This window comes from Achromobacter sp. ACM04, assembly GCF_014851465.1.
GTDB lineage: Bacteria > Pseudomonadota > Gammaproteobacteria > Burkholderiales > Burkholderiaceae_B > Achromobacter > Achromobacter aegrifaciens.
Genome location: NZ_JACUZS010000001.1, coordinates 187049 through 207129, shown reverse-complemented (window position 1 = coordinate 207129; position 20081 = coordinate 187049). Strand labels below are relative to the sequence as shown.

18 protein-coding genes are annotated in these 20081 nt (G+C 67.9%); 6 read left to right on the top strand and 12 right to left on the bottom strand.

Annotated features, from left to right (window positions below; translation table 11 throughout):
• Positions 1-6 precede the first annotated feature (6 nt).
• Positions 7-2292 carry a nitric-oxide reductase large subunit gene (locus IB259_RS01110; protein WP_119452061.1) on the bottom strand — a complete coding sequence of 762 codons (2286 nt, stop codon included), beginning with the start codon at positions 2290-2292 and terminating at the stop codon, positions 7-9.
• Between the two features lie 239 nt (positions 2293-2531).
• Here IB259_RS01110 and IB259_RS01105 point away from each other — a divergent pair, with 239 nt between their 5' ends.
• A complete protein-coding gene (locus tag IB259_RS01105) occupies positions 2532-2990 on the top strand; it encodes a MarR family winged helix-turn-helix transcriptional regulator (RefSeq protein WP_119452062.1) in 459 nt (152 codons plus the stop codon).
• Positions 2987-3691, top strand: coding sequence for an aspartate/glutamate racemase family protein (locus tag IB259_RS01100; RefSeq protein ID WP_054458158.1), 705 nt, complete (start codon positions 2987-2989; stop codon positions 3689-3691). Before IB259_RS01105 ends, IB259_RS01100 begins: the two co-directional genes overlap by 4 nt.
• Before the next feature lie 10 nt (positions 3692-3701).
• On the opposite strand, the gene IB259_RS01095 is transcribed toward IB259_RS01100, so the two are convergent.
• A complete protein-coding gene (locus IB259_RS01095; protein ID WP_125473103.1) occupies positions 3702-4412 on the bottom strand; it encodes a Crp/Fnr family transcriptional regulator in 711 nt (236 codons plus the stop codon).
• 162 nt (positions 4413-4574) lie between these two features.
• Here IB259_RS01095 and IB259_RS01090 point away from each other — a divergent pair, with 162 nt between their 5' ends.
• A complete protein-coding gene (locus IB259_RS01090) occupies positions 4575-6230 on the top strand; it encodes an acyl-CoA synthetase (RefSeq protein WP_192327137.1) in 1656 nt (551 codons plus the stop codon).
• 37 nt (positions 6231-6267) lie between these two features.
• The gene (locus IB259_RS01085) at positions 6268-8037 is read left to right on the top strand and encodes an acyl-CoA dehydrogenase (protein ID WP_125473105.1); all 1770 of its coding nucleotides are present in this window, start codon (positions 6268-6270) and stop codon (positions 8035-8037) included.
• A 1037-nt stretch (positions 8038-9074) separates the two neighbouring features.
• Here IB259_RS01085 and IB259_RS01080 read toward each other — a convergent pair.
• The gene (locus tag IB259_RS01080) at positions 9075-10298 is read right to left on the bottom strand and encodes an MFS transporter (protein WP_192327134.1); all 1224 of its coding nucleotides are present in this window, start codon (positions 10296-10298) and stop codon (positions 9075-9077) included.
• Between the two features lie 117 nt (positions 10299-10415).
• Between IB259_RS01080 and IB259_RS01075 the strand changes: the two genes are divergently transcribed.
• Entirely contained in the window at positions 10416-10871 is a 456-nt protein-coding gene (locus IB259_RS01075) for a helix-turn-helix domain-containing protein (protein WP_054458163.1), read from the top strand.
• A 7-nt stretch (positions 10872-10878) separates the two neighbouring features.
• Here the strand turns inward: IB259_RS01075 and IB259_RS01070 are convergent, their stop codons facing one another.
• The 4 genes from IB259_RS01070 to IB259_RS01055 all read right to left on the bottom strand — a co-directional run bounded on the left by IB259_RS01070 (position 10879) and on the right by IB259_RS01055 (position 14574).
• Positions 10879-11850: a pyridoxamine 5'-phosphate oxidase family protein gene (locus IB259_RS01070; RefSeq protein ID WP_192327131.1), complete on the bottom strand. Its 972-nt coding sequence runs from the start codon at positions 11848-11850 to the stop codon at positions 10879-10881.
• Positions 11851-11879: 29 nt separating this feature from the next.
• A complete protein-coding gene (locus IB259_RS01065) occupies positions 11880-12518 on the bottom strand; it encodes a glutathione S-transferase (RefSeq protein WP_192327128.1) in 639 nt (212 codons plus the stop codon).
• 159 nt (positions 12519-12677) lie between these two features.
• On the bottom strand, positions 12678-13583 hold the full coding sequence (locus IB259_RS01060; protein ID WP_054458166.1) for a LysR family transcriptional regulator: 906 nt from the start codon (positions 13581-13583) through the stop codon (positions 12678-12680).
• Positions 13584-13683: 100 nt separating this feature from the next.
• A complete protein-coding gene (locus tag IB259_RS01055) occupies positions 13684-14574 on the bottom strand; it encodes a LysR substrate-binding domain-containing protein (RefSeq protein ID WP_054458167.1) in 891 nt (296 codons plus the stop codon).
• Positions 14575-14702: 128 nt separating this feature from the next.
• Here IB259_RS01055 and IB259_RS01050 point away from each other — a divergent pair, with 128 nt between their 5' ends.
• Positions 14703-15374, top strand: coding sequence for a flavodoxin family protein (locus IB259_RS01050; RefSeq protein ID WP_192327125.1), 672 nt, complete (start codon positions 14703-14705; stop codon positions 15372-15374).
• On the opposite strand, the gene IB259_RS01045 is transcribed toward IB259_RS01050, so the two are convergent.
• The 5 genes from IB259_RS01045 to IB259_RS01025 form a co-directional block, all read right to left on the bottom strand.
• Positions 15293-16126: an AraC family transcriptional regulator gene (locus IB259_RS01045; RefSeq protein ID WP_192327122.1), complete on the bottom strand. Its 834-nt coding sequence runs from the start codon at positions 16124-16126 to the stop codon at positions 15293-15295. The two genes, IB259_RS01050 and IB259_RS01045, sit on opposite strands and share 82 nt — an antisense overlap.
• Positions 16127-16147: 21 nt before the next feature.
• Positions 16148-17107 (bottom strand): proline dehydrogenase family protein, encoded by a 960-nt coding sequence (locus tag IB259_RS01040; protein ID WP_192327119.1) that lies wholly within the window; start codon positions 17105-17107, stop codon positions 16148-16150.
• Positions 17108-17179: 72 nt separating this feature from the next.
• Entirely contained in the window at positions 17180-18082 is a 903-nt protein-coding gene (locus IB259_RS01035) for a DMT family transporter (protein ID WP_054458170.1), read from the bottom strand.
• 154 nt (positions 18083-18236) lie between these two features.
• Positions 18237-19487: a D-amino acid dehydrogenase gene (locus tag IB259_RS01030; protein WP_192327116.1), complete on the bottom strand. Its 1251-nt coding sequence runs from the start codon at positions 19485-19487 to the stop codon at positions 18237-18239.
• A 108-nt stretch (positions 19488-19595) separates the two neighbouring features.
• On the bottom strand, positions 19596-20033 hold the full coding sequence (locus IB259_RS01025) for an Rrf2 family transcriptional regulator (protein ID WP_054458172.1): 438 nt from the start codon (positions 20031-20033) through the stop codon (positions 19596-19598).
• Positions 20034-20081 lie beyond the last annotated feature (48 nt).

Genomic DNA, 20081 nt, shown 5'->3' with positions numbered 1-20081 from the left:
GCGCCGCTACCCGCGCGCCGCCTTGGCCTGCAGGCGCGGCTCGGCCAGCGCGGGCTTGCCGCTCAGGAGGCCCAGGATCACCTGCATCACGATGGCCAGCGCGCCCAGCAGGAACACCACGTCGCCGAAGGTGCGGCCCCAGCGCAGGTTCTGCAGCAGCTCCTGCTGCATGAAGCCTTCGCTGCGGGCGTACCACATGCCCTCGCTGACGCTGGCGTGGAACTGGATCAGCCCCACCGGCAGCAGGCTGGTGAAGATCATCAGCGCGAGGCCCAGGTTCATGCCCCAGAACGCCAGCTTCATCAAACCGGGGCTCAGCGCGTACTGCGGACGGATGTAGCGCAGCACCAGCAGGGTGAAGCCCAGCGCCAGGAAGCCATACACGCCGAACAGGGCCGCGTGCGCGTGCACCGGCGTGGTGTTCAGGCCCTGGATGTAGTACAGCGAAACGGGCGGGTTGATCATGAAGCCGAAGACGCCCGCGCCCAGCATGTTCCAGAAGGCCACGGCGACGAAGCACATCAGCGGCCACTTCAGGTTTTCCATCCAGGGCGCGCGGGTCTTCAGGCGCCAGTTCTCCCAGGCCTCATGCCCCAGCACGATGAGCGGCACGACTTCCAGCGCCGAGAAGCTGGCCCCGATGGCCATCACGGGCGTGGTAGTGCCGGCGAAGTACAGGTGATGGAAGGTGCCGGGTATGCCGCCCAGCATGAAGAGCGAGGCCGAGGCCAGGCTGGCCGTGGTGGCCATGCGGCGCGACACCAGGCCCAGCGTGGAGAAGATGAAGGCCAGCGCCGTGGTCGCGAAGACTTCGAAGAAGCCTTCCACCCACAGGTGCACGATCCACCAGCGCCAGTACTCCATCACCGTCAGGTGCGTGCGTTCGCCGTAGAAGAAGCCGGCGCCGTAGAACAGGCCGATGGCGCCGACCGAAGCGGTCAGGAGCGCCAGCAGGTTCTTGTCCCCGCCCGGCGTGCGCAGCGCCGGCACGATGCCGCGCAGCATCAGCACCAGCCAGAAGCAGATGCCGGCGAACTTGCCGATCTGCCACAGGCGGCCCAGGTCCACGTATTCATAGCCCTGGTGGCCCAGCCAGAAGTTCAGGTCCGGCGGCATGATCTGCGCGATCGCGAGGTAGTTCCCGGTGAACGATCCGACCACCACCAGCACCAGCGCCCAGAACAGGATGTCGACGCCAAGCTTCTGGAACTTGGGATCGCGCCCGCCGTTGATCAATGGCGCCAGAAACAGGCCGGCGGCCAGGAAGCCCGTGGCGATCCAGAACAGCGCGCTCTGGATATGCCAGGTGCGCACCAGCGAATACGGGAACCACTGCGACAGGTCGACGCCATAGAACTTCTGCCCTTCGACGGTGTAGTGCGCGGTGAAGGCGCCCAGCAGCACCTGGAAGCCGAACAGCGCCACGACCAGGAACAGGTACTTGCCCAGGGCGCGCTGCGACGGCGTCAGGGCGAAGGTGGTCAGCGGGTCCTTGGCTGGCGCCAGCGGCTCGTCGTCTTCCTTGCCGCGCAGGAACGCCCAGGCCCAGACCAGGAAGCCGATGCCGGCCAGCAGCACCACCACGCTGAGGATGGACCACATGACGTTTTCGGCGCTGGGCACGTTGTCGATCAGGGGTTCATGCGGCCAGTTGTTGGTGTAGGTGACCGCCTTGCCTTCGCGCTCGGTGGCCGCGGCCCATGCCGTCCAGAAGAAGAAATGCGTGAGCTGGGTGCGGCGCGCGGCGTCGGGCAGCGTGTTTTCCTTCATCGCGAAATTTTCGCGGCTGCGGTGCAGCGCGGGCGCGTCGGAGAACAGCTGGTCGTAATAGGCGGCGGTCTGCGCCATGGCGCGCGCGCGCCGCGGGCTCACCGCCAGCGTGTCGGTGGCGGCGTCGCTGCGGTTGGCGCGGTATTCGGCCTTCAGTTCCGCGCGCAGCGCTGCCTGGGCGCCCGCGTCCAGCTGCGCATAGTCCCGGCCGTGCTGCTCGCGCGCGGCCAGGTCCAGCCAGGCGGTCAGTTCACGGTGCAGCCAGTCGGCCGTCCAGTCCGGCGCCTGGTAGGCGCCGTGTCCCCAGACCGATCCCAGCTGCATGCCGCCGACCGATTGCCAGGCGGTCTGGCCGTCCAGGATGTCGTCGCGGCCGAACAGCGGTTTGCCGTCGGTCGTCACGACCTGCCCGGGAATCGGCGGCGCCTGGCGATAGACCTCGCCGCCGTAGAAGCCCAGCAATGCGAACGTGACCGCCAATACGGCGATCAAGGTGAACCATAATTTCCGATACGGACCCATGATGGGAACGCCCTCCAGTGTTGCGGTTTTGGGGTACGTACCCATATGCGAATTCCGTGCCAGGAAAAATCCCATGCAAATCATGGCATTGCAATTCACACGGTTTTTTTCACCGTGGCCAGCCAGGGTATAAATCACCAATAAAGGGTTGTTTGGACCGCGAAATGCCGGCGTCGCGCCTGGCGCCCGCCTCTTACAATCCCCGCAGCATTCCCACCTCTTTCAAAGGAACCGACCGCATGGCCACGGGCAAGCCCGATGCGTGGAGCCTCTTCCTGACCGCGCATGCGCTGGTAGTGGAAGAAATCGAAAAGCGCCTGTCAGCCGCCGGCCTGCCGCCGCTGGCCTGGTATGACGCCTTATGGGCGCTGGAGCGCGCGCCCGACGGCACGGCCAGGATGTTCGAGATCGCCGAGCGCATGGTGATCGCGCGCTACAACCTGACGCGCCTGATGGACCGCATCGAGGCCGAAGGCCTGGTCGAACGCTTCCGCTCGGACGAAGACCGCCGCGCCACCTACGCCCGCCTCACGCCCAAGGGCCGCGCGCTGCGCCGCGAGATGTGGAAGGTCTACGGCCCCGCCGTCGACGAACTGTTCCTGTCGCGGCTGCCGCAGGCGCAGCAAGACGCCATGGCGGCGAGCTTCCTGGACATCGCGCGCCACGTGCGCGCATCCAACAAGGAGTCTGCTGAATGAACGCCACGCCCCTGCACATCGGCATCGTCGCCTGCTCGGCGGAAGGCGCCGCGCTTTGCTACCGCACGCTGTGCGCGGAAGGCGCCCAGCGCCTGGGCCCGCACGCGCACCCGGAGATTTCGCTGCACACGCATTCGCTGGCGGACTATGTCGCCTGCCTGGACCAGGCCGACCTGGCCGGGGTGGGCGCGCTGATGCAGTCGTCGGCGGGCAAGCTGGCGCGCGCGGGCGCGGATTTCCTGATCTGCCCGGACAACACCATCCACCAGGCGCTGGACCATGTGCTGCCGCAGTCGCCCCTGCCCTGGCTGCATATCGCCGAAGAGGTCGCGGCGGAAGCTCAGGCGCGCGGCTTGCGCCGCATCGGCATCCTGGGCACGCGCTGGCTGGTGGACAGCAGCGTCTATCCGGACAAGCTGGAAGCGCGCGGGCTGCAATGGTTGCGGCCGGCGCAAGCGGACCGCGACACGCTGGCCCGCGTCATCATGGACGAACTGGTGTACGGCGTGTTCAAGCCGGAATCCGTGGCGGAGCTGCAAGCCGTGATCGAGCGCCTGCGCGAGGCTGGCTGCGACGCCGTGGTACTGGGCTGCACCGAGTTGCCGCTGGTGCTGAACGACGGCAATTCGGCCCTGCCCACGCTGGATTCGACCCGCATCCTGGCGCGCGCCGCGCTCACCCGCGCCTTGCGCGGCGCCTGATCCGGCGCCCTCAGATCTGGTCCAGGCCGTATTGGCGCAAGCGCTCCAGGTCCAGCACCTTGATCTGGTTGTAGGCCAGCGCCAGGATGCCCTGGTCGGCCAGCGCCTGCAGCGCCTGGTTGACCCGCTGGCGCGACAGGCCCGTCAGATAGCCTAGTTCTTCCTGCGAGATCGCCAGCGTCAGATCCGTGGAAGGATACAGCTGCGGATTGAACAGCTGCGCCAGCGACTGCGCCACGCGCGCGTCCGCATCCAGCAAACGGTGGTTCTGGATGGAAGCGATGAACTCGCCCATGCGGTTGTTCAACTGGCCGATGACGAAATGCGAAAAAGGCAGGCTGGCCGACAACAGCGCATGGAAGGTGGCCGTAGGCACCAGCAACACCAGCGACGGCTGGATCGCCACCACGTCGTACTTGCGCAGTTCGCGCTTGATGACGCTGCCCTCGCCGAACCAGCCGCCCGGCGGCACGCCCGAAAAGGTGCAGCTGCGGCCCGATTCGTTGTAGATGGCCAGCTTCAACAGACCCGTGTGCACGCCCAGCCAATAGTCCGACGGCGCATTGCGCCGCGCGATCCAGGCGCCGTTGGGCACGTGTTCGGCGCGCGCGGTCGCCAGCACCAGATCCTGGTGGCGGGCCTCCAGCGCGGTAAACCAGGCACAGGATCCGAACAGGCCGGCCAGTTCCTCGGCGGAAACGATGTTTGAAACGTCGGACATGGGAATAACTGTGTAAAACTTGGGGAAGCCAGGTCGGCCGGCCGTCTGTCATGCAGGTGACAGACAGCATTTTCGGCGGCCCCGTAAGCTAGGGCAAGCGACGGGGATCAAACTCCCCGCACACGGATAAGGGACGCCTGCGCGTCCCAACTGGAGACAAGCATGAGCGGTATGTTCGACCGCGGCCTTGAGCGCCGCGACGCCAACTACGAAGCCCTGACCCCGGTGGATTTCATCGCGCGCGCAGCCCAGGTCTATGGCCAGCGGCTGGCCATCGTCCACGGCGAGGTGCGGCGCAACTGGGCCCAGACCTACGAACGCGCGCAGCGCCTGGCCGGCGCGCTGGCGCAAGCTGGCATCAAGCGCGGCGACACCGTGGCCGTGATGCTGCCCAACATTCCCGCCATGGTCGAAGCCCATTTCGGCGTGCCCATGCTGGGCGCGGTGCTCAATACCCTGAATACCCGCCTGGACACCCCCAGCGTGCTGTTCATGCTGGGCCACGGCGAAGCGCAGGCGCTGATTGTGGACACGGAGTACGCCGAACTCGCCCAGCGCGCCCGGGCCGAGTTCCCGCACCTGAAGCTCATTTCGGTGCACGACCTGGAAACCGCCCCGGCGGAGCTGCCCGGCGCGGTCGATTACGAAGCCTTCCTGGCCGGCGCCCCTGCCCGCTACGACTGGAAGCCCCCCGCGGACGAATGGGACGCCATCGCACTGAATTACACGTCCGGCACCACCGGCGATCCCAAGGGTGTGGTCTACCACTACCGCGGCGCCTACCTGAACGCCATCAGCAACATCCTCGAATGGGACATGCCCAAGCATCCGGTCTATCTGTGGACCCTGCCGCTGTTCCACTGCAACGGCTGGTGCTTTGCCTGGACGGTCGCCGCGCGCGCCGGCGTCAACGTGTGCCTGCGCAAGTTCGATCCGCAGACCGTGTTCGACCTGATCCGCAATGAAGGCGTCACCCATTATTGCGGCGCGCCCATCGTGCAGAGCGCGCTGGCCAACGCGCCGGCCGAACTGCGCGCCGGCATCGACCACACGGTGCGCACCATGGTGGCGGGCGCCGCGCCCGCGCCCGCCGTCATCGCCAAGATGCGCGACATCGGTTTCGAATTGACCCATGTGTACGGCCTGACCGAAGTCTATGGACCCGCAGCCGTGTGCGCCCGCCAGGAAGCCTGGGACGCGCTGGACGAGGAAGAACGCGCGCTGCGCAATGCGCGCCAGGGCGTGCGCTACCACCTGCAGGCGGGCGTGTCCGTGCGCGATCCCGACACCATGGAAGAGGTGCCGGCCGACGAGCAGACCGTGGGCGAAGTCATGTTCCGCGGCAACATCTGCATGAAGGGCTATCTGAAGAACGAACGCGCCACCGAACAGGCTTTCGCCGGCGGCTGGTTCCGCACCGGCGACCTGGGCGTGATGACGGCCGACGGCTACGTCCGCATCAAGGACCGCAGCAAGGACATCATCATTTCCGGCGGCGAAAACATCTCCAGCATCGAGGTGGAAGACGCGCTCTACCGCCATCCCGCGGTGGCGGCGGTGGCCGTAGTGGCCATGCCCGACCCCAAATGGGGCGAAACCCCTTGCGCCTTCGTCGAGCTCAAGCCCGGCTGCACCGCCACCGCCGAAGAGATCATCGCGCACTGCAAGCTGCTGCTGCCCGGCTTCAAGGTGCCGCGCGCGGTGCGCTTCGGCGAACTGCCCAAGACCTCCACCGGCAAGATCCAGAAATTCGAACTGCGCGCCGCCGTCGGCGCGACCAAGGCCATCGACGTGGCCGGCCCCGGCAAGGCCGGTTGAATCCCACGTTTCCATCCCATCCAGGAGCTCCGACGCCATGACGTACCAAGCCCCCGTGAAAGACATGCTGTTCGTGCTGAACCACCTTGCGGGCCTGCCGCAAGTTGCCGCGCTGCCCGGCTTCGAGGAAGCCACGCCCGACACCACCCAGGCCGTGCTGGAAGAATCCGCCCGCTATGCCGGCGACGTGCTGGCGCCGCTGAACCATGCAGCCGACCGCGAGCCCAGCTCCTGGCGCGACGGCGCCGTCACCACTTCGCCTGGCTTCAAGCAAGCCTTCGACATGTACGCGGAGGCCGGCTGGCAAGGCATGACGCATCCGGTGGAATACGGCGGCCAGGGCCTGCCCGGCCTGATCGGTTCACCCTGCTCGGAAATGCTGAACGCCGCCAACCTGTCGTTCGCGTTGTGCCCGCTGCTGACCAATGGCGCGATCGAGGCGCTGCTGACGGCGGGTTCGCCTGAACTGAAGCAGCGCTTCATCGAGCCCATGATTTCCGGACGCTGGACCGGCACCATGAACCTGACCGAACCACAGGCAGGCTCGGACCTGGCCATGGTGCGGTCACGCGCGCAACCCGTGGGCGACGGCACCTACCGCATCTCGGGCACCAAGATCTTCATCACCTACGGCGAACACGATCTGGCCGAGAACATCCTGCACCTGGTGCTGGCGCGCCTGCCCGACGCACCAGAAGGCGTCAAAGGCATTTCGCTGTTCCTGGTGCCCAAGTTCCTGGTCAACGAAGACGGCACGCTGGGCGCGCGCAACGATGTCCATTGCGTGTCGATCGAACACAAGCTGGGCATCAAGGCCAGCCCCACCTGCACGCTGCAATTCGGCGACGCGGGCGGCGCGCTGGGCTATCTGGTGGGACAGGAAAACCGCGGCCTGGACGCCATGTTCATCATGATGAATGCCGCGCGCTACGCGGTAGGCGTGCAGGGCGTGGCCGTCGCCGACCGCGCCCACCAGCACGCGCTGGCCTATGCCGCCGAGCGCGTGCAGAGCCGCCCGGTGGATGGTTCGTCCAAGGACGCGGTGGCCATCATCCAGCACCCCGACGTGCGGCGCATGCTGGGCACGATGCGCGCCCTGACCGAGGCCGGCCGCGCGCTGGCCTACTACACCGCGGGCCACGCCGATCTGGCGCACGCCAGCCCGGACGCCGAAGCCCGCAAGCGCCATCTGGCGGTGCAGGAATACTTGGTGCCGATCGTCAAGGGCTGGTGCACCGAGATGTCCATCGACGTGGCCAGCCTGGGCGTGCAGGTGCACGGCGGCATGGGCTTCATCGAGGAAACCGGCGCGGCGCAGTACTACCGCGACGCGCGCATCCTCACGATCTACGAAGGCACCACGGCGATTCAGGCCAATGACCTGGTGGGCCGCAAGACCCTGCGCGACGGCGGCGCAGTCGCCCGCGCCCTGCTGGCGGAAGTCGGCAAGACCGAAGCGGCGCTGGAAGCCCGCAGCGAATCCGCTGCCCGCCTGATGTTGACGCCGCTGCGCCAGGCCCGCGCGGCGCTGGCCGACGCCATCGACTTCGTGCTGGCCAACGCCGCCAGCCGTCCCAACGCGGTGTTCGCGGCCGCCGTGCCGTATCTGCTGCTGGCGGGCACCACGTTTGCCGGCTGGCAGATGGCTCGGGCGCTGCTGGCGAGCTTGGATCTGCGCGAGGAAGATCCTGTTTTCCACGATGCAAAGATCGCGACTGCGCAGTGCTATGCGTTGCATAAGCTGAGCCAGGCGCCGGGGATGGCGGCGGTGGTGCTTGGGTCTGGGGAATATGAGGTGCAGCCGTAACTGTCTATGGTGTGTTGCGGCGGGCCCTTGATACATGAGGGTCTCGTCTGAGGTCTTGTTTGTAGGCGATGGCTTCGGGGTCTCGTTCCAGTGCTTCGTAGGCCGCTCGTCGGCGCGGGCGCCTGAGGGGTGGGCGCCCACGATTGCGGTCCGGAGCGTTCGCTCCGGACTGCCCCGTCGTCATCTTCGTCCAGGCCTTCGGCCTTCCCTTCAGATTCCCTCGGGCGCATCGAGGTTGCCCACCCCTCAGGCGCCCGCGCCGACGAGCTACTTGAATCTTGGCTTGAAGCGCTGCTGGAGCCGTGGTCAGGGACGATGCTTGAGCTGCCCGTCATTATCGGCCGCGCGGGCGGCCGATAATGACATACGTAATTGCTTGAATTGCTATTGTGTTCGCTCGCGCGAATGCGGTGACTGATTTGCTATTGGTCCCCAGCTGATGGGGAATGGGCGGTGATGGGTGGCGCGCGGCGAGTAGCCACTTGCCCATGCAGAATCGGACGCGCGCCACCCATCCGGCACCTGCGTTGAAGTGACGGTTGCTAGCCAACCCGTGCCTAACACGCAAAATTTCTGACATTCCCCGTGCGCTTCGCCATCACCCCGAACACAGCACCCACCATATTCAAACCTGGTTCTCGCCAACCGCACGCGTCATCACGAGAACGCCCCCGTCACCCGCGCGCAGCGCCATCGCGCGACGCAAGATACCGCGTAAGCACCAAGAGGCCGCCCGCGCGGCCGGCCTGGGGCGGGCCCCGCAAAACACACCGCCCCCCCCACCGACCGTGGCCAGAACGCCAAGCACACCGCCCGCCCCAGCGCCCGTGGAGATTCAAGCAGCCGAGCCAGTCGCGGCGTGGGCTCGCGATGCGCGGGGCGTCGATAAGCCCGAGGGAATCTGAAGGAGTCGCCGAAGGCGAGGACGAAGATGACGAAGGGGAAGTCCGGAGCGAAGGCTCCGGACCGCAATCGCAGCCCCGCGCATCGCGAGCCCACGCCGCGACTGGCGTCTAAAGAACCCCACGACGAGCATCCTAAGGACCAACGGCCAAACGCTCACCACGCGGCAACGTCACCGCCCAGAACGCCAGCGCCACAACACTGATACCCGCCCCCAGCAAGCACACCCCCAGCCAGCCCGCCTGCGCATAAACCGCAGTCGAAGCGATAGACCCCAACCCGCTCCCCACCGCGTAGAACATCATGTAGCCACCGACCAATCGACTATGCGCCTGCGGATTCACGCTGAAGATCATGGTCTGATTCGTCACGTGCAGCGCTTGCAAGGCGATATCCAGGACCAGCACACCCAACGCCAGCAACCACAGGCTCTGATCCAGAAAGGCAATCGGCACCCAGGCCAGGCAGAGCAACGCCAGGCCCACGGCCGTGGTCCGCTCGCCTTGCCCGCTATCGGCCAGCCGCCCTGCCCGCGCCGCCATCAGCACGCCCGCCACGCCCACCAGCCCGAACGCGCCCACCGCGCTGTGCGTCAGCGAATGCGGCGGCGCGCTCAGGGGCAGCACCAGCGCGGTCCAGAAGGCGCTGAAGGCAGCGAACATCAGCAGCGCGATCATGCCGCGCACGCGCAGCACGCGCTCGGTAGCCAACAGGCCGTAGAGCGAGCGCAGCAAGGCCCAGTAACCCATGTCCACCGCGGGCAGCCGGCGTTGCGGCAAACGCCGCGCCAGCACCACCGCCAGCACGGCGGCCAGCGCAGCGGACACGACGTAGACCGCGCGCCAGCCCCACAGGTCCGCCACGGCCCCGGCCAGCGTGCGCGCCAACAGCAGGCCGATCACCACCCCGCCTTGCGCGGCGCCGACCACCCGGCCGCGCTCGCCCGGCGCGGCCAGCGCCGCGGACAAGGCCAGCAGGCCCTGCGTCATGGCCGTTCCCAGCAAGCCCAGCGCCACCATGCCCATCAACAGCCAGGGCGTGCTGGCCGACAGCGCCACGGCCGCCAAAGACAGGACCAGCAGCGCCAGCTGCCCCAGCATCAGGCGCCGGCGGTCCAGCAGGTCGCCCAGCGGCACCACGAACAGAAGCGCCAGCGCGCAGCCCAGTTGGGTGGCCGTGACCACGATGCCTACCGCGCCTTCGGCGATGCCGAACTCTCGGCCGATGGCGTCCAGCAGGGGCTGGGCGTAATACACGTTGGCCACGCTCAGGGCGCAGGCCACCGCCAGCAGCATCACCAGGGACCTGGGCATCGGACTTGGGGGTGCGGAATCGGCGGGTTCTGGTCGGGCTGACATCTCTTGCTCCATTCTGGTTGCTTTATAAAACCAGAATAATAGTTTTCGAGGTTTTATAATGCAACCGAAATTTCGATACGCCAGCCATCACCGCCTTTCCCTCAGCAAGGATCCGACATGGTCAAACGCACTAGTCTCGAAGGCGCCGCCTGCCCGGTGGCACGCTCCCTGGACGCGATCGGCGACTGGTGGTCGCTGTTGATCGTGCGCGACGCCTTCGATGGATTGCGGCGGTTTGGCGAATTGCAGAAAAGCCTGGGCGTGGCCAAGAACATCCTCAGCGACCGGCTGCGCACGCTGGTGGCCCACGGCATCCTCGAAGTAGCGCCGGCCTCGGACGGCAGCGCCTACCAGGAATACGTGCTGACGGACAAAGGCCGGGCGCTCTTTCCAGTAATCGTGGGCTTGCGCCAATGGGGCGAAGACCACTACTACGGCGCGGCCGAACCCCATTCCACGCTGATCGACCGCAAGCGCGGCCAGCCCGTGCGCAAGCTGGAAATCCGTGCGCAGGACGGCCGCCTGCTCGGGCCGGACGATGCCGTGGTGCAGAAGACCGCCCTCCCGGGCTAGGTCGGGGCTATGCAGCCCCCGCGGCCGGCCATTGCCCGGTCGCCAGCGCGGTGGGCGAGTACGAGTCGAAGCGCCAGCGCAAGGCCAGCGCGCCGGGCCGGCGCACCACGCGCCGCACTTGCACCCGCCACAGCCGTTCGGCACCCTCGAACTGCGCGATCTCAGGGCTGTCCAGGATGACTTCAGCAGCGCCCGTCAACTGCAGCACGTCGCCGCGCTCGAAGTCGATGAACAGCAGTCCGGCGCGCGGGTTGAGCACCATGTTGCCCAGGGTGTTGAAAAAGCGGTTCCCGGAAAAATCCGGAATGGTCAGCACGTCGCCGTCCACCCGCACGAAGCCCGGCTTGCCGCCGCGGTGCGAGACGTCGATCTTGTGGCCGCCCTCGTCCGCGTAGGTCGCCACGAAGAACGTGTCGGACCGGGCGATCAGCGCCCGCGCCGCGGCGTCCAGCGCGCTGCGCTCATTCGGCGCGCCCGGAAAGCGCAGCGCCGGCGAACGCGAGAACTGGAATTCCCGCGCCTGGATGTACTGCGGGCAATTGCCGAAGGACTGCGTCACCGCCACCTCGAAGCGCTTGCCGTCCCAGGCGGCGATGCGGCCGTTGGCGCGGTTGCGTCGGCGCGTGTGCAGCTCGATTCCCAGCAGGCCCACCTGCTGGTCCATCCCCAGGCCGGCCAGCAGCGGATCGTCGGCATCCGGCACGGCGGACACGCGCAGGCTGCGTGGATCGGGCGAGGACACGAAGCCGGGCAGGCCTTCCAGCACGCCGGCCCAGGGATCGCCCTGCCCGTCCACCGCGCCGGCAACCAGAAACGGCAGCTGCTCGAAAAACAGGCGGTGCTGGTCCGGCATGTATTCGCGAATGACTTTGGGTCCGGTCACCGCCATGCGCTCGGCGATCCCGACGTGGTGTTGCAACAGGCGTTCGCCCGCGTGCCAGGGCGACGGCGGGAGGGCGGCAGGTTCTGCGATGGCCATGGCGTACTCCTTGAGGGCGGCGCCTGTCCTCAGGCGGCCAGCAGGCCCACCGGCGACGAGGCCATGGGCACGAAACGCGGCAGGCTTTCGATGCGGCCCAGCCAGGCGCGGACGTGCGGATAGGCCTCCAGCGACACATTGCCTTCGGGAGCATGCGCCACATAGGCGTAGCAGGCCACGTCCGCAATGGTCGGCGTCGTGCCCGCGAGGAAATCCCGTGCGGCCAGTTCGCCGTCCATGACCTTGAGCAAGGCATGGGCGCGGGCCAGCGTGCTGTCCACGTCATAGGCCGCGCCGAACAGGGTCACCAGGCGCGCAGCCGCCGGGCCGATCGCCAGCGGACCGGACGCCGCCGACAGCCAGCGCTGTACCGCCGCCGCCCCGGCCGGGTCTTCCGACAGCCAGGCCTGGCCGCCGTAGCGCTTGGCCAGGTAGACCAGGATGGCGGTCGAATCCGCGACCACCACCCCGCCATCGTCGACGACCGGCACCTGGCCGAAGGCGTTCAAAGCCAGGAACGGCGGGCGCTTCTGCTCGCCGCCGCGCAGGTCCACATCGACCTTGCGGTGGGGCACATCCAGCAGGGACAGCATCAGGGCGACGCGATGGGCGTGGCCGGACAAGGGAAAACTGTAGAAGGTCAGCGTAGGGGTATGGGCGGTTTGCATGAGCGGGCTCCAAGTCGGATTCAGACTCCATCTTGGGCCGGCGCCGGGCTCGCGTGAACGGCCAGCGCCGGCAAGACACTCTTGCAGCGGATGAAAGAAAGAGGACGGCCGCCCCGTCCCTTCAATGCCTGCGTGCGGGCGCGTCCGAGGAACGGGTCGCTACGCCGGCAGCGTCGCCAAGTCGCGCCGCAAGGCCTCGACGCAGAACTCCACGAAGCTGCGCACCTTGGCCGAACTCTTGCGGCCTTCGGGGTACACCAGGTGGACCGGCAGCGGCGGCAGTTCAAAGTCGCGCAGCACCACCTCCAGGGCGCCGCTGGCCAGGTGCCGCGCCACCTGGTAGGACACCACCTGCGTCAGCCCCCAGCCCTCGCAGGCCGCGAGCACCGCGGCCTGGAAGGACGTGACCGTCAGCTGCGAATCGACGCGCAGGCTGCGGGGCTGGCCGTCCTGCTGGAAGCGCCATTGCGGCGTGCGGCCCTCCATGGCGGCGGTGACCGTGCAAAAGCGCGGCAGGGACTCCAGATCCTGCGGCACGCCGTGTTCGCGCAGGAAGGCGGGCGCGGCGCAGACCACGCGGCGTACCTGCCCCACCGGCACCGCAGTCAGCGTCGAATCCGGCAAGGCGCCGATGCGCACCGCCACGTCCACGCGTTCGTCCAGCAGGTTCACCACGCGGTCCACCAGCAGCGTGCGCACGGAGACTTCGCGATGCGCGCGCAGATAAGCCAGCACGGCCGGCATCACGTGCAATTCGCCAAAGAACGCCGGCGCCGTGATGCTGAGCGCGCCCCGCGGCGCGGCCATCGCGCCGGCCACGGCATCGTCGGCCTGTTCGACTTCGTCGAGGATGCGGCGGCAGTCGTCGGCATAGCGCTGGCCGGCCTCGGTCAGTCGCAGGCTGCGCGTGGTGCGCACCAGCAGCAACGCGCCCAACCGCCGCTCCAGCGCCGACACGCTGCGCGTGACGGTGGGCGCCGACATCTCCAGCCGGCGCGCGGCCGCGGCGAAACTCTGTGCCTCGGCCACCGCCAGGAACACGCTCATTTCATGGAATCGATTCACGCCTCGCGGCCTCCGCGCTGATTTTCGGGAAGAGAGTAGAAGCGCGTGCAGGGGCGCGTCAATCCAGTAACAGAGGATATGAGCCGCATGCTTCCCGGCCTCATGCTTGAGCCTCGAACTCCTTGCGCAACCACCCCAGGAAAGCCTTGACCGGCGGATGGCGTTCGCGGCCCGGCGCGCACAGCGCGGTGTAGGCCGCCCCCGCCACCCGCACCTCAGGACGATACGCCACCAGGGTACCCGCCGCCACGCTGTCCGACACCATGACGGAGCTGGCCAGCACCAGTCCCTGGCCGGCAATGGCGGCCTGCAGGGCGTAGTGCTCTTCCTCGTAGGCATGCAGCGCCGCCGGCTTGCGCCAGGACGGCAGGCCGGCGGCCTCGCACCAGTCCTGCCAGCCCTGCTCGTACAGCTGCGAATCGCGCCAGCGCACGGTCACCAGCGACGGCGCGCGCCTGCCCGGACGGGCGGCCAGCGTCGGCGCGCCATAGACGCCGAACCATTCCTGCAACGAGCAGGCGGCGTGCAGCCCGGGCCAGCGCGCCCGGCTGTAGCGGATGGCCAGGTCCACGCTGGCGTCGCGCAACAGGTCCACCGCTTCGGCGCTGGTGTTCAGGTTCAGTTGATATTGAGGAAACGCCGCGTAGAAGCGGCCCAGCCGCGGCACCAGCCACAGGGCCGCGAACGAATGTGTGGTGGACAGGGTCAGCGCGCCCGAGGCCGGCGCGGCGCGCAAGGCGTCCAGGGTCTGCGCCACATCGAGCAAGGCGCCGTGCACGCCCGCAAAAAGGCGCGCGCCCTTCTCCGTCAGGCGCACGCCGCGCGGCACGCGTTCAAAGAGCGCGTAGCCCACGTGCCGCTCAAGCGCCTTGACCTGATGGGACACGGCCGTGGCAGTGACCGCCAGTTCGGCCGCGGCCAGTTTGAAGCTGAGCAATCTGGCAGCCGCCTCGAAGGTGCGCAGCGCGGTCACCGGTAGCGTGGCAAACATGGATTCCTGGCCCTATGGATGAAATCAATTCATCATATTCAAGGATTCATCATTTGTCGCCTTTCAGCCGCCAGGACAGAATTTTCCTCACCACATGGAAACGTCCATGCCAACAAGAGGAATCAAACATGAATTCAGATCATCCCGCCAAGCGCCTGCTGATCCTGGTCGGCAGCCCGCGGCGCGACGGCAACAGCGCGGCCCTGGGCGCGGCTGCGCTGCGCGGGGCCGAGGCGGCGGGCACCCAGGCCACGCTGCTGTTCCTGGACGACTACATCGGGGCCTTTTTGCCGGACTTGCGGCGCTCGCCCCCGCCGACCGACCGCTATTCCGAGCTGTTCCTGGAACACTTCCTGCCGGCCGACGGCGTGCTGATCTGCACCCCGATCTACTGGTACGGCATGTCGGCGCAGACCAAGGCGTTCTTCGACCGTTCGTTCAGCCACTATGCCGGCCAGGGACCCGAACCGGAACGGGTCAAGCAGCGCATGACCGGCAAGCGCCTGGGCCTGGCGGTGGCATCCGAGGAAACCTACCCGGGCGCGGCGCTGGGCATCGTGCACCAGATCCAGGAATACACGCGCTATACCCATTCGGATTTCGTCGGCTACGTGCACGGCGCCGGCAACCTGCGCGGCGAGATCGCGGCGGACCCGCGCCAGCCGCTGCAGGCGGCGGCCGAACTGGGCACCACGTTCTTTACCCGCAAGTACTCGGACTACCGGGTGGAAACGCCGCGCGCCCGCAATGTCTGGGAGACTGCCCCTGCGCTGCGCAGCACGCCGGGCGTGCTGCCGTAGACCTGCTTGAACACGCGGGTCAGATGGGCCTGGTCGGCGAAACCCACGGCATGCGCGGCGTCGGCCAGCGCCAGGCCGTCGCGCAGCAGCGCCCGGGCCCGCGCCACCCGCCAGTTGCGCAGCCAGGCCAACGGCGGCAAGCCGTAGCGCCGGGCGAACTGCTTGACCAGCGTGGTGCGGTGGCGGTCCTGCGCCACCGCCAGGGCCTCCAGGTCCGGCGCGCAGGCTGGGTCCGAGGCCATACGCGCGCGCAGCAGCGAGCAGACATCGGACGCGTCGTCTGCCGCCGCCGTACGGGCTTGCGCATGTGCCGCCAGCAGGCCGAACAAGGCGGCGGAGAGGCGTTCGCGGCGCTGCGCGTCGGCGATGGGATCGGGCGTGAGCGCGTCCAGCCAGGCCTGGCAGAGCGCCGGATCGCGAATCACGGGACCGGCCAGGCTGGCCCCGCCCGCAAACAACGTGAGTTCGTGATCCCTGAACCAATCCGGATCGATATAGGCCATGCGGTACCCCAGCGGCGCGTCCGAGGTGCCCCCGGTATGGACCTGACCGGGCGCAATCACCACCAGATCGCCCTCGCCCGCGGCCTGCGGCGCGCCATGCACGGTGAAGGCGCAACGGCCCTGCGCGATGGCGCCGATGGACCAGGCGTCGTGGAAATGCGGCGCATAGCGGTAGCCGCGCAGGTCTGCGATCAAGACATCGCCGGGCAGGCCGGCGCCGCAATGCCAGATATGTTGGGAAACCGCCATGAACAAGTGAGGATGTAGCGCCTAGCCGAAGTAGCTCTGGTCCGATGTGAGCGTGCGGGCCAGCAGCCACGCGTTGCGGGGATTCTCGCCCACGCGGCGCACGGCATACGGCCACCAATCGCCGCCGAAGGGCAGATAGACCCTGACGTTATAGCCCAAACGGCGCAACGCGAGCTGCCAGTCCGGACGCACGCCATAGAGCATTTCGAATTCGAAGGCTTCTGGCGGCCAGCCGCGCTCCCGCGCCAGCTCCAGGATGGCGCCGGCCAGGCGGTCGTCATGGGTACCGAAAACGGGCTGGAAGCCGGACTCCAGCGCCTCGCGCGACAGCATGATGGCGGCGGCGTCCAGATAGGCCTGGTCGATGCGCGCGCGGCCGGCGTGGTCCAGCGCGCGCTCCGGAAACGCGCCCTTGACCAGCCGCAGCGAGGTGCGCTGACGGATCGCCCAGGCCAGGTCCAGCGGCGTGCGGCGCCGCCGCGCCTGCAGTGTCAGGCCTGCCGGCAGGCCGGCTTGCAGCAGTTCGCGATGCAAGGCGCAGGTGCGGTCGCAGAGGGAGGAATCCTCCATGTCCAGCACCATCCAGTCGCGCCCCAGGCCGACCGTCCGGCGCGCCGCCAGGCCGATGCGCCGGGCATTGTCCCGGCCCAGCGCGTCGTCGCGCATATAGCCGATGGCGGTGGGATCGACTGACACGTGCACGTCCAGCCCTGCGTGCTCCAGCGCCCGGCAGGCGCCGAGCGTCTGGGCCACGTTGTGCTCGATGGCCTCGGGATCGTCCACGTACTCGCCCAGGTAGAAGAGCGAGGCGCGGATGCCGTGCGCCTCGCGCAGCCTGGCGGCCGTGCGGACCGCGGCGTCGACGTCCGCGCCGCCGACGAAACGGGCCGCCAGCGACGTGCGGGCCGCCATGGCACGCATCGCCCGCCCCACGCCCGGGCTGCGCGCCAGCGCGATCGCCGTTCTCTGGAACATGCTCATGGGCTCTCTCCCTATAAAGAGAGCCACTGTGCCGGTACCGCGCGCGCCCGTCTTGAACGCCAGTGAAACTTCCTAGTCCAGCGCCAGCGTGCGGGCGCGACCGAACAGCGGGCGCTGCACCGTCTGCGCCAGCAGCACGCCGGCCAGCGTCACCGCGCCGCCCAGCAGGTGGTACATGTGCAGTTGCTCGCGCAGCATGACAAAGGCGGCCAGCGCGGTGAACAGCGGCAGCAGGTTGATGAAGATGCTGCAGCGGTTGGGCCCCAGCCGCTGCACGCCTTCGATCCACAGGAAGGACAGCAGCACCGACGAGAAGATGCCCGCGTACAGGATCAGCGGCACCGTGTTCATGTCCAGCGCAGCCTGCGCCGCCGGCACGCGCAGGTACAGCGGCAGCATGTAGAGCAGCGCGAAGATCGATTGCACGAAGGTGGACTGCCAGGCCGGCAGCGGCACCTTCCAGTGGCGCAGCAACACTCCGTACAGCGCGTAGGACAAGGCAGCCAGCAGCATCAGGCCGTCGCCGACGTGGATGCCGTGCTGGAACACGCTAAGCATGTCGCCCTGGCCCACCAGGTACAGCAGGCCGAGGAACGACAGCGCGCCGCCAGCGGCCATGCCCAGGGTCAGCGGATCCCGCAGGATCACCACGCTGAGCAGCATGCTCAGCAAGGGAATCAGCGCGGTCAGGATGGCCATGTTGGTCGCCGTGGTGGTTTCGGCGGCGCGATAGGACAGCGCCTGGAACACCGCCGACGACAGGGCGCCGTACAGCGCCAGCTTGGGCCAATGGCGCAGGATGGTCTTGCGGTTGCGCCAGGCCGGGCCGGCCGTGAACAGGCCCATCAGGAACAGGGCCAGCACCAGCCTGTAGAAGGTGATGGCGGTGGGCGAGATGGCGCTGGCGGCCATCTTGGAGACGATGACGTTGCCCGCCCAGAACAGAATGGCGAACAACGGAAACAGGTAGGACATGGTGGTTGCGCTCGGAGGATGAGGGATGGTCTCCGGCCGCTTGCGGCGCCGCTTGGGGCTACGCAGGCGGTGGAGTATCGCTATCCTATTGAGCGCGATCCAGTCCGTCTGCCGATGAAAAGGCAGGCACTATCGCAAAATGGACATCGCCGTATCAGGGGCGGAATGGCGCCGGATTCAGCGGCAGCTCCAGCCCGCCCATCTGGGCCGTCAACAGCGCGGCGCTGCCGCAGGCCAGGGTGAAGCCCAGCGCGCCCTGCCCGATGTTCAGCCACAGGTTGTCGGCGGCATGGCTGCGTCCGATCAGCGGCTTGCTGGTGGGAGTGGCCGGACGCAGCCCCGCCCAAGGCGCCGCCTGGCGCAGGTCCAGCGCCGGAAACGCCTCGTGCACCTGGCGCTTGAGCAGCCCGATGCGCGCCGTGTCGATGCCGGCATCGGCGCTGCCGATGTCGACCATGGCCGCGATCCGCAGCACGCCGCCCACGCGGGCGTAGACGATGCGCCGTTCGTAGTCCGTGACGCTGATGCGCGGCGCCACCGAATCGTCGTCCTCGGCCAGCGGCACGCTCAGGCTGTAGCCCTTCAGGGGATACAGCGGCACGTCATGGCCCAGCGGCTTGAGCAGCGCGCGCGTGCCGATACCGGTGGCCAGCACGATGGCGTCAGCGCCGATGTCGCCGTCGCGCGTGTTCACCGCCACGATGCGGCGGCCTTCGCGCTGCAGGCCCGATACCGGATTGGACATGACGCATTGCACGTTGGCCATGGTCTGCAGGCGGTCGAACAACGCCTCGGTGAACTGGCGGCAGTCGCCCGCTTCTTCGCTGGGGGTGTAGATGGCGCCGGCCAGGCTTGCGCCCATGCCGGCCAGCGCGGGTTCCAGCGCCAGGGTCTGCGCCGCGTCCAGCACCTGCTGTTCAGCGCCGAGGTCGGCCTGGTACGCCACCAGCGCGCGCGCCTTGTCCAGCAAGGCCGGACTGCGGTAGGCGATGAGCTTGCCGTTCTTCAGATGGCCGAAATCCAGGTCTTCCTGCTCCAGCAGCGAGTGCATGACGTCCCGGCTCAGATAGGACAGGCCAGCCAGTTGGACCGTGGAAGCCTTGGCCACCGAGGCCCGGCACGCCAGCGCAAATTGCAGGCACCAGCGCCATTGATGGGGATCCAGCCTGGGCCGGAAACGCAGCGGGGAGTCCTCGCGCAGCAGCCAGCCCGGCACGCTGGGCAGCACGCCCGGACCGGCCAAAGGCGCCACGTAGCTATAACTGAGCTGACCGCCATTGGCGTAGCTGGAGACCTCGGCCGGACGCGCCTGGCTGTCCACCAGCACCACGTCATGGCCCTGGCGCGCCAGGAAATAGGCCGACGTGACGCCCACGACGCCAGCGCCGATTACGCAAACCCGCATACTCTTAGATCCAGAAAGACAGGGACACGACGCTATTCTGGGACGCGCCCCGCCCGTCCGGCAAATGCCAAACTCCGCAGGGTCCATAACAAAACATCATGCCCCGCCTCAGGCGGCGCGATGCAGCTTGATGATGGCGGCGGCCGTGGGGTCGCGCACCAGGTCGGCCAGGGTGTAGCCGTTGAGCGCCTCGTAGAAGGCCTGCAAGGTCTGCGCCAGCACGCCGGACAGCCGGCATGCGCCGTCCAGCGCACAGGGAGGTTCGCGGCAGTCGATCAGCGGCCCCTGCTGCTCCAGCTGCCGGATCAGGTCGCCCAGCCGGTAGCGGTCGGCGGACTGCGACAGCCGCAGGCCGCCGCCCTTGCCGCGCGAGGTGCTGACCCAACCCTGCTGCGCCATGAAGTGCACCACCTTCACCAGATGATTGCGCGACACGCTGAAGCGGTCAGCGATCTCCGGAATGGTGACGGCGGCGGACCGGTCGCGGCATTGCGTCAGGTACATCAGGACGCGCAGGCCGAAATCGGTGAATCGGGTCAGTTGCATGGCTGGGACGAAAGGGATGGACGCTGGCGGCCCGAAAGTTCAGGCCGC